This window comes from Arthrobacter sp. KKT183 (genome assembly GCF_055657625.1).
The window spans coordinates 3,649,742-3,658,373 of sequence record NZ_CM145770.1 but is presented as its reverse complement, the minus strand read 5'-3'; the positions used below and the strand labels follow the sequence as shown (position 1 = coordinate 3,658,373).

9 protein-coding genes are annotated in these 8,632 nt (G+C 58.3%); 8 read left to right on the top strand and 1 reads right to left on the bottom strand.

Translation table 11 applies throughout. The features are described 5' to 3' along the window. Positions 1–454 precede the first annotated feature (454 nt). The 8 genes from rpmH to ACZ2GY_RS17245 all read left to right on the top strand — a co-directional run bounded on the left by rpmH (position 455) and on the right by ACZ2GY_RS17245 (position 6,352). Complete coding sequence (gene rpmH / locus ACZ2GY_RS17280) at positions 455–592, top strand: 50S ribosomal protein L34 (RefSeq protein ID WP_022892375.1); 138 nt, start codon at positions 455–457, stop codon at positions 590–592. A 65-nt stretch (positions 593–657) separates the two neighbouring features. Then, entirely contained in the window at positions 658–1,032 is a 375-nt protein-coding gene (gene rnpA, locus ACZ2GY_RS17275; protein ID WP_277358069.1) for a ribonuclease P protein component, read from the top strand. Continuing rightward, positions 1,029–1,382: a membrane protein insertion efficiency factor YidD gene (yidD, locus tag ACZ2GY_RS17270; RefSeq protein WP_346027786.1), complete on the top strand. Its 354-nt coding sequence runs from the start codon at positions 1,029–1,031 to the stop codon at positions 1,380–1,382. Before rnpA ends, yidD begins: the two co-directional genes overlap by 4 nt. A 13-nt stretch (positions 1,383–1,395) precedes the next feature. Then, positions 1,396–2,358 (top strand): membrane protein insertase YidC, encoded by a 963-nt coding sequence (gene yidC, locus ACZ2GY_RS17265; RefSeq protein ID WP_056545587.1) that lies wholly within the window; start codon positions 1,396–1,398, stop codon positions 2,356–2,358. Next, positions 2,355–2,912: a Jag family protein gene (locus ACZ2GY_RS17260; protein WP_471672617.1), complete on the top strand. Its 558-nt coding sequence runs from the start codon at positions 2,355–2,357 to the stop codon at positions 2,910–2,912. The genes yidC and ACZ2GY_RS17260 overlap by 4 nt, the downstream gene beginning before the upstream one ends. Positions 2,913–2,946: 34 nt before the next feature. Further along, positions 2,947–3,585 carry a 16S rRNA (guanine(527)-N(7))-methyltransferase RsmG gene (gene rsmG / locus ACZ2GY_RS17255; protein WP_404800709.1) on the top strand — a complete coding sequence of 213 codons (639 nt, stop codon included), beginning with the start codon at positions 2,947–2,949 and terminating at the stop codon, positions 3,583–3,585. Positions 3,586–3,715: 130 nt separating this feature from the next. Further along, positions 3,716–4,792 carry a ParA family protein gene (locus tag ACZ2GY_RS17250; RefSeq protein WP_471672616.1) on the top strand — a complete coding sequence of 359 codons (1,077 nt, stop codon included), beginning with the start codon at positions 3,716–3,718 and terminating at the stop codon, positions 4,790–4,792. Between the two features lie 93 nt (positions 4,793–4,885). Beyond that, entirely contained in the window at positions 4,886–6,352 is a 1,467-nt protein-coding gene (locus ACZ2GY_RS17245; protein ID WP_471672615.1) for a ParB/RepB/Spo0J family partition protein, read from the top strand. A gap of 1,953 nt (positions 6,353–8,305) precedes the next feature. On the opposite strand, the gene trxA is transcribed toward ACZ2GY_RS17245, so the two are convergent. After that, positions 8,306–8,629 (bottom strand): thioredoxin, encoded by a 324-nt coding sequence (gene trxA / locus ACZ2GY_RS17240; protein WP_277358063.1) that lies wholly within the window; start codon positions 8,627–8,629, stop codon positions 8,306–8,308. Positions 8,630–8,632 lie beyond the last annotated feature (3 nt).

Genomic DNA, 8,632 nt, shown 5'->3' with positions numbered 1-8,632 from the left:
TCGCGTCCTCAGTTGTCAGTTCTTTTGAGCCATCTTGACCCCGTAGCAGGGTCAGTAATCCACAGAGTTATGCACAGTACGTGGATAATTGCGCCACCCGGCAACAGTAGACGATGAAAAGTACAGAGGATAGCTGGGCCCGCGCCTGTGGATAAGGTAGTTCCCGCGAGTGCCCGTAGGGTGCAGGAGCGGCCGGTTGTCGGCAGTTGTCCACATGGTTCACAGGACGCCGCGCGCTGTGTCGAAGCCGGTCGGTTTGACCGCCTTGTGTTCGGTGCCCTAACGTTATGTAGTCCTTTATGTCTGCATTTTGCGTGCCTCCATACGGTCAGCCAAGCGCTGAACAGTATGCTGTTGCACGCCAACGCAGATGTACTACAACTTCATTGCGCCAGTCCGTTCTTCCCCCTTGTTGCAACGGCAGCGCATGCCAAGAACGTTCTGGAGTATCACAGTGAGCAAGCGGACCTTTCAGCCGAATAACCGCCGTCGTGCCAAGAAGCACGGCTTCCGCCTTCGCATGCGCACCCGCGCCGGCCGCGCCATCCTGTCTGCGCGCCGCGGCAAGGGACGCACCGAGCTTTCGGCCTAGCATCAGTCAATCCGTCCGCCGGTGTTGTCTCAACTGACAACGCCCTGACCGTCCCGGAGCTCCAGGTGCTTCCTATCGCCCACCGAGTTCGGACGGCCACAGATTTTTCACATACCGTTCGTTCCGGTACCCGTTCGGGGTGCCGGAACTTGGTGTTATATGCGGTCGGAACCGGAGCCGGTAGGCCTTCGCGTTTCGGTTTCATTGTGTCGAAAAGTGTGGGGAACGCGGTAACAAGGAACCTCGTTAAGAGGAGACTGAGAGAAGCAGCAGCGTCAGCGCTGGTGAAGCGACCGGTCGGAGTAGATGTTGTCGTACGTGCACTGCCTTCGGCGGCTTCGGCGGGTTGGCCCGAGCTCAGTTCCGATTTTGAACGATGCCTGGCATCGAGTGTGAAGCGGTTCAGCAAGGACGGCGGCAGAAAGGGAGACGGCAGATGACACGGGATCATTCGCCGTCCAAACTCTCCGGGCTGTTGTCGCTGCCACGTGTCATTCTTATCGGCATCCTTGTTGGCTACCGCCGCTTGATATCACCCCTCTATGGACCGGTATGCCGATTTTTCCCCTCCTGCTCGGCCTACGCACTTGAAGCTGTGACCGTCCATGGTGCTGGAAAGGGTTCATGGCTAGCTGCCAGGCGGCTCTGCCGGTGCCATCCCTGGAACGACGGCGGCGTGGACCACGTGCCGTCTGGTGGGCGACGCTTTGCACCCGGTGAGGAACCACAGATTGTAGTGCTGAATCACCCGGTGATTCCTGCAGACGAGGAAAGCCGCCCAGCGGCCTGAGGAGCAACAGATTATGGATTTCTTCGAAACGATTCTCCTGCCCTTCCGATGGCTGGTGTCTTGGGTCATGCAGGCTTTCCACGAGGGATTCACCTTCCTCGGGATGGACGCGGCGTCCGGCTGGACCTGGACGCTGTCCATTGTTGGCCTGGTTGTGGTCATCCGAGCCGCATTGATCCCCGTCTTCGTGAAGCAGATCAAGGCCCAGCGCGGGATGCAGGCGCTGCAGCCGGACCTTCGGAAGCTGCAGCAGAAATACAAGGGCAAGACGGATCAGCTTTCGCGTCAGGCAATGACGCAGGAGCAGATGGCACTGTACAAGAAGCATGGGACAAACCCGTTTGCTGCGTGTCTGCCGATCCTGATCCAAATGCCGTTCTTCTTCGCTTTGTTCACTGTTCTGAACGGTGTATCCACCGCAAGCGACAATGGTGAGGGTATCGGTGCTCTGACCGTCGACGATGTGCAGCAGTTCGATGCTGCCGAGATCTTCGGTGCGCCCCTCTCCTCCTCCCTGCTTCACGGGTTCGGTACTGAGGGACATACCTCAGTGGTGGTCCTTTCGATCATCATGATCCTTGCCATGACTGCCTCGCAGTTCATCACGCAGAAGCAGATCATGGCCAAGAACATGTCCGAAGAGGCCATGCAGAGTCCCTTCATGCGGCAGCAGAAGATCATGCTGTACATCCTTCCGCTGGTCTTCGGTATTGGTGGAATCAACTTTCCGATCGGTGTGCTCATCTACTGGACCACTACCAACCTCTGGACCATGGTTCAGCAGTTCTACGTGATCAGGCGGATGCCTACTCCGGGGTCCCCGGCGGCGAAGGCCCTGGCCGAGCGTCGCGCAAAGAAGGGACTGCCCATGGTTCCGTTGCTCGGCGAGAAGAAGAGTGAACCGGCAGTCGAAGTTGTTGCTCCACCCAAAGCTCAACGAGTACAGCCTCAGCGCAAGAACAGGAAACGCAAATGAGCACTGACAACATGCAGGAAGAATCTCTTCAGACAGTTGCTAGGGACGCCGGCGCCCAGGACGCAGGAGACCAAAATGAAGCGACCTCAGCGGAAGACGAGGGCGACGTCGCCGCGGACTACCTGGAGGAACTCCTGGACATAGCGGATCTAGACGGTGATATCGACATTGAGGTGCGAAATGGGCGCACCTACATCTCGATCGTGTCGGAAGAGAATGAAGCACGGGGACTTGAAGCTCTTGTCGGTCGGGATGGGGAGGTTCTTGAAGCACTCCAGGAACTGGCACGGCTCTCGGTGCTTACGTCGACGGAACACCGCTCACGTCTTGTTCTGGATATTGACGGATTTCGTGAGGCCCGTAACAAGGAGCTCCGCGAGATCGCCGAACAGGCAGTAAGTACGGTCAAGGAAGGCGGCACAGAGGTAGCTCTCGCGCCGATGTCTGCATACGAACGCAAAATCGTCCACGACATTGTTGCGGATCTGGGCATGGTCAGCGAGTCCGAGGGTGAGGGGTCACGGCGCCACATCGTAGTGTCAGCCGGATCCTGACATCCCGTCTGTCTTTCCCAAAGGAGGGATTGCCTTGACGATTGAGATCAGCACCAAGGAACTTCTTGCTGCGCGCACCATCTTCGGTGACGACCTTCCGCTTGCTGAGCGCTTCGTACACCACTTGGCTACGTCAGGGATCGAGCGAGGTCTCCTCGGACCTCGCGAGTTGCCGCGCTTGTGGGACAGGCATGTCCTTAACTGTGCGGTTGTCGGTGAACTGATTCCAGAGGCGTCTCGCGTTGCTGATGTCGGTAGTGGTGCCGGCTTGCCTGGGTTGGCTCTTGCCATCGCCAGACCGGACGCTGCATTCCTCCTGATTGAGCCCCTCGAACGAAGAGTGAACTGGCTTCGCGAGGTGACCGAGGATCTCGGCCTGAAGAACGTGGAGATTTTTCGCGGTCGCGCTGAGCAAGCTATCGGAAAGTCTGACGTAGATGTTGTTACAGCTCGCGCTGTGTCCGCGCTGTCCGGGCTCGCCTCGCTCACCCTGCCACTCCTTAAGGGTCCGGGAGAGGTCCTCGCCATCAAGGGGCGAAGCGCGGGTGAAGAAGTAGAGAAGGCGGCGAAGATCATCCGCCGTTTGGGTGGAAAGTCGACGCGCGTTGAAACAGTGGGTGGCGATCTCCTTGACGAACCGACGACGGTAGTCCGTATCGTCGTCGAACGCTGATCTCGTCTCTAGAGGGAAGTTCCACCACACAAGGGATTGCCTGCCGGGGTATGGGGCCTACACCCGATAACCTAGAGTGGAACACCCGGACCGGAAAGTGAGCAAAACGCTTGTGACGAAAGATTCTGCCATGCGACGCGAGCAGCCTACGTCGATGATGGGTTCGTCCTTGGCAATCACTATCGCCGATATTCAACCCGAAGTGTTTTCGAACCCGACAAACACCGGCATCGTTTCACGTGAAACGGGCCGCACGGGCGGGACAAGTGATTCAAGTCAGGCCACCAGCGTGAAATCTAATGGAAGTACCAGGAACGTCATGGATGTTCTCGACGACAGCACCCCTTTGGCGCGTGAGCTTGCGTCGGAGAACCGGCGACGCGAGAAGCTACTGGGGCGCTCTTTGCCTCGGCCGGCCGAGACGCGTGTGCTTACCGTCAGCAATCAAAAGGGCGGCGTCGGCAAGACGACCACAACAGTGAATCTCGCGGCAGGTCTCGCCTCCTCCGGCTTGAACGTTCTTGTTATCGACATCGACCCGCAAGGAAACGCCTCTACCGCTCTGGGCATTGAGCATCATGCCGAAGTGGACAGCATTTACGATGTCCTGATCGATGACCTTCCACTGTCGAGTGTGGTGGCACCGTGCCCAGATGTTCCAAACCTGATCTGCGCGCCCGCGACAATTCACTTGGCCGGCGCTGAAATTGAGCTCGTCTCGCTGGTGGCTCGTGAGCAGCGGCTGCGGCGTGCCATCGATCTGTATGCGAAAGAGCGTGCGGAGAATGGTGAGGACCGTTTGGATTTCATCTTCATCGACTGCCCGCCAAGTCTCGGTTTATTGACCGTCAATGCTTTTGTAGCGGCTCGTGAAGTCCTTATACCCATCCAGTGCGAGTACTACGCTCTAGAGGGTTTGAGCCAGCTTCTGAAGAACATCGAGATGATCCAGAAGCACCTCAATGCTGATCTGGTTGTGTCTACGATCCTTCTCACCATGTACGACGGCCGAACTAATCTGGCCGCGCAGGTGGCTGCCGAGGTTCGCGAGCACTTCCCCCACCAGGTCTTAAAAGCGGTTGTTCCCCGTTCTGTGCGGATATCAGAGGCTCCCAGCTACCAGCAGACAGTACTTACCTATGACCCATCATCGAGTGGTGCACTGTCCTATTTAGAAGCGGCCGCTGAAATAGCGGAACGCTCCTAGAGCGCCTGCGCTGTATAGCGCATCCCCCACAGTAGACTGAACGCGTTATCAATCGCTGCAGTTTGTCTGCTCTCCTTTGAGAGGAACCGTTTCATGCCTGAGAAGCGTAGGGGTCTAGGTCGAGGACTTGGCGCGCTCATACCGAGCAGCGCAGAACAACAGGATGGAAACGCAGGCAGTACTAGCACGAGGGTCACTGAGCGTGGGCGTCCAGTTGACCTCTTCTTCCCCACCGGCGCATCTAATGGCGCCGGTGATCGCTCAAGTGATGGCGGAGAGCGGGATGAGCCGTCGCAGTCGTCTACGCGATCGTCGATTAACAAGGAGGCGCTGACCGCGCCCTCGAAGCGACAGACCGGACGTAACCAGGCAGGGCTCAAGAAGCAACCGCCGATCAGGGCAGCAAAAGCCAAGGCGGAACTCACTGGTCAAGGCACTGTTGCAACACCGGTTGATCCGGCGATTGATGATCAGAAGACAGACCAGAGCGGCATCACGCCGGAGCCTGCTCTGGATGCAGCGGGTTTGCAGACAAGCCCTGGCGACGCGACCACCTTGGCGGCATCTGACGCAGTTGAGTTGCAGCGCCCGGCCGCGAAGGAACCTTCCCCTGTGTCCCGAGTTGAAGGGGCGTCGCCGGGCTCCGAAGCCGAGCCGGGCGAGGATAAGACGGGTATCGTCGACGCCGGAACCGATACCGCTGATGACGTTTCACCCGATGACGTTTCACGTGAAACGCTTCGCGAGGTACCGGGAGCCCGTTTCGCCGAACTCCCGATTAACTCCATTCACCCTAACCGGAAGCAGCCCCGTAACGTCTTCGACGAAGACGAGATGGCTGAGCTGGTGCACTCTGTCCGTGAAATTGGTGTGCTGCAACCGGTAGTGGTTCGTGTCTCCCCTGAGGGCGGAGAACAGAACTACGAGCTAGTGATGGGCGAGCGTCGTTGGCGAGCATCAAAAGAGGCCGGCCTTGAAACCGTTCCAGCAATCATCCGCGACACCACGGACGATGATCTTCTCCGGGATGCCCTTCTGGAAAACCTGCACCGTAGTCAACTCAATCCACTTGAGGAAGCTGCTGCGTACCAACAGCTTCTCGAGGACTTCGGTTGTTCTCAAGAGGAGCTGGCGGTGCGCATCGGGCGTTCCCGACCGCAGATCTCGAACACATTGCGGCTGATGAAACTGCCACCGCTCGTGCAGCGCCGCCTGGCAGCTGGCGTGCTCAGTGCTGGGCACGCGAGGGCGCTTCTCGGACTGTCCGATCCAGCTGAGATGGAGAAGCTGGCACAACGGATCGTCGCTGAGGGTCTATCCGTCCGGTCCACAGAAGAGATCGTTGCCATGAGTGACGGTCTGCGCCGGCCATCGAAGCCAAGTAGCCCGCGAGTTGGCGCGCGACATGAGCGCCTCGATTACCTTGCTACCTCGCTGTCCGATCGGTTGGACACCAGTGTCAAGATCACACTGGGCGCAAAAAAGGGACGGGTGAGTATTGAGTTCGCGAGTGTTGACGACCTGAACCGAATCATGGGGGTACTCGCACCGACTCCATAGTGGGAAGGAGCGGTCGTTAGGTTACCAGAAGGCGCCGTTTACGTGGAAGTTTCACGTGAAACGGCGTCTTTCCTTGATCAGCCTGGTCCGGTCAAGGATAAGCCGTTTACATTGGCGAGATCCGCTCGGGTTGAATCGACGGTCCTACGTGCGCTGAAAGTTAATCAGGGGTTGATAACTCAGCGTTGCATTCGGACGATCCGCCCAAATCGTCGCCGCATACGGCGGCGAATCACGCTGAGACCACACAACCTCGATCGACGCGTTGAATGTTATATGGCTACCTGGGGTGGGTCGCGTTTGGTATTGAATGATCGCTGAGTTGATCAAACTTGGTCTCAAGGTACAGCCGGCGTTTGAAACAGAGGCCTGTCTACCGAACTCACCCGGTTGCTGATCGTTTGCCCGCCACGCTGGCGCGATGGGCCAGTTGACGACTGCGTGGCTGATGGCACCGGATACGACGGCGGAGGAAAGTGTCACGCGGGATTCCGAGCACTCGTGGCGAGCCTCTGCATTGTAGGAAATTGCTCGTGCAGGAGTGCCAAGGAACGAACGGTTTCACGTGAAACACCGGTACACCGGAATGCCATCTCGGTGAGCGGCTGTTGCGAAGGGCGGGCGACCCGAGGGCGAAGGGCGGGCGACAGGCACGGGCACTACGCGGTCGGCGTCATTAGCGAGTTGCCGATTGGCTTAACCGATTGAATTGTTCAGCGGCGGTACTGGTGCGTGTTGCCGTTGATTCAGGCTACGGGCGGGCAGCTTCCAAGTCTATGCTGTCGGAGCAAGCCGTTTCACGTGAAACGCACGATACTACTGACCGGATGCAATGTGACGATGCGCTATGCGGCTCCGGTTGTGGCGATGTCGCGCGTTGCCATGTGCCCTGGCTCCTCGCCAACCGTTCTTTTTTCCTACTCACTCGCTTCAGGGAAAGTAAACCGTAGCCCAATTGGTATGAGTGTCTGCGTATGAGTGTCCGCGGGCGCTTCAGAAGTATCGCCGAAGACAACGTTGCTGGAGGCTGAGGCGGGTCGTTTCGTGCAGTCTGCGCTCGGGGACCCCAATCGCCACCACGGCGCCCACGTCCCGTATTGCCGTCTAGCCTTTGAAGACCTGTAACTTGCAAACCGGCACGACCCCGTCGCTACACGTTTGGAGTCCCAGTTTCACGTGAAACTCGACCGAATGAGTGCCTGCGTGACGCTGTTGGGAGCTAGGCCTGGAACTGCCTGGATCCGTTCCGAAGGACGGGCAGCTCGATTGAGCGCGAAGCTCTGGGGCAGCAAGCCTAACGAAGGCCGGCCCCGGATAGCTCCTCGGGATCGAGCTGCCACCGACGCGCGAGCGGGGCTAAGTCGCGATGGGTTGTCGATGGTCCGGCTTCATGAATCAGGAAGTCCGAAGGTTTCACGTGAAACCGCCGGTTTCCCTATCTGACCTGGCTGGTGACGCCGGCGGGTGTGTTCTTGGACGGACGTTAGCGCCCTGTGAACAGAGTCGGCATCTGCGATCAGAGCACCGATTCCCTTTGGCTTTTGGTGGGTCGCCTTGTAAGTACCTGACCGCTCGCGCGTTCCACGTGAAACGTACCGGCCAGCATCGGGCGGCTAGCCAGTGTTGGCGCGGGACTGCCGCTGACATCCAGGACGCTCAGGAGATAGAGGACCTGTCGGACAAGTCCTCGGGCCAGCGTCTGCTATCGGTCCACAGAAGACCGGGGGCGGGATACGATTTTCGGTGAGCCGTTGGCTGAGTTGAAGTTGTAGTGGCCCGCGGCCAAACACACTCCCGCTACTAAAGCTCCGTGCGCATGCAGATTGTGTCCCACGTGAAACATTGATCTCGTGGACATCAGCGTCTGGAAACTATCGGGAGGTGGCACCGCAATCTCGTGCACGAAAAAGCCGGGGCCCGATTGGGCGGCCCGGCTTCTTCTGATCCGCGTTCTTAGAGGAACTGTGCAAACTCCTGTTCCAACACCTGCTTTGGCTTGGCACCAATTGAGGTAGCCGCCACTTCCCCGTCCTGGAAGACGTACACAGCGGGAATTGACGTGATCCCGTACTTCGCCGCCGTGGCAGGGTTGTCATCAACATTCAGCTTCACGACATCGATCTTGTCGGCGTGCTCTGAAGCGATGTCATCAAGGATTGGCGATAGTTTACGGCAGGGGCCACACCACTCGGCCCAGAAATCAACCATTACGGGTTTCGAAGCGTTGAGTACGTCGGCTTCGAACGAACTGTCAGTAACTTCCTTTGCATCGCTCATATC

Bases quoted from the DNA above. Each gene is read 5' to 3' on its own strand.
- yidD (WP_346027786.1), top strand. From the start codon at position 1,029: ATGACACGGGATCATTCGCCGTCCAAACTCTCCGGGCTGTTGTCGCTG.
- yidC (WP_056545587.1), top strand. From the start codon at position 1,396: ATGGATTTCTTCGAAACGATTCTCCTGCCCTTCCGATGGCTGGTGTCT.
- ACZ2GY_RS17260 (WP_471672617.1), top strand. From the start codon at position 2,355: ATGAGCACTGACAACATGCAGGAAGAATCTCTTCAGACAGTTGCTAGG.
- ACZ2GY_RS17250 (WP_471672616.1), top strand. From the start codon at position 3,716: ATGCGACGCGAGCAGCCTACGTCGATGATGGGTTCGTCCTTGGCAATC.
- ACZ2GY_RS17245 (WP_471672615.1), top strand. From the start codon at position 4,886: ATGCCTGAGAAGCGTAGGGGTCTAGGTCGAGGACTTGGCGCGCTCATA.
- trxA (WP_277358063.1), bottom strand. From the start codon at position 8,629: ATGAGCGATGCAAAGGAAGTTACTGACAGTTCGTTCGAAGCCGACGTA.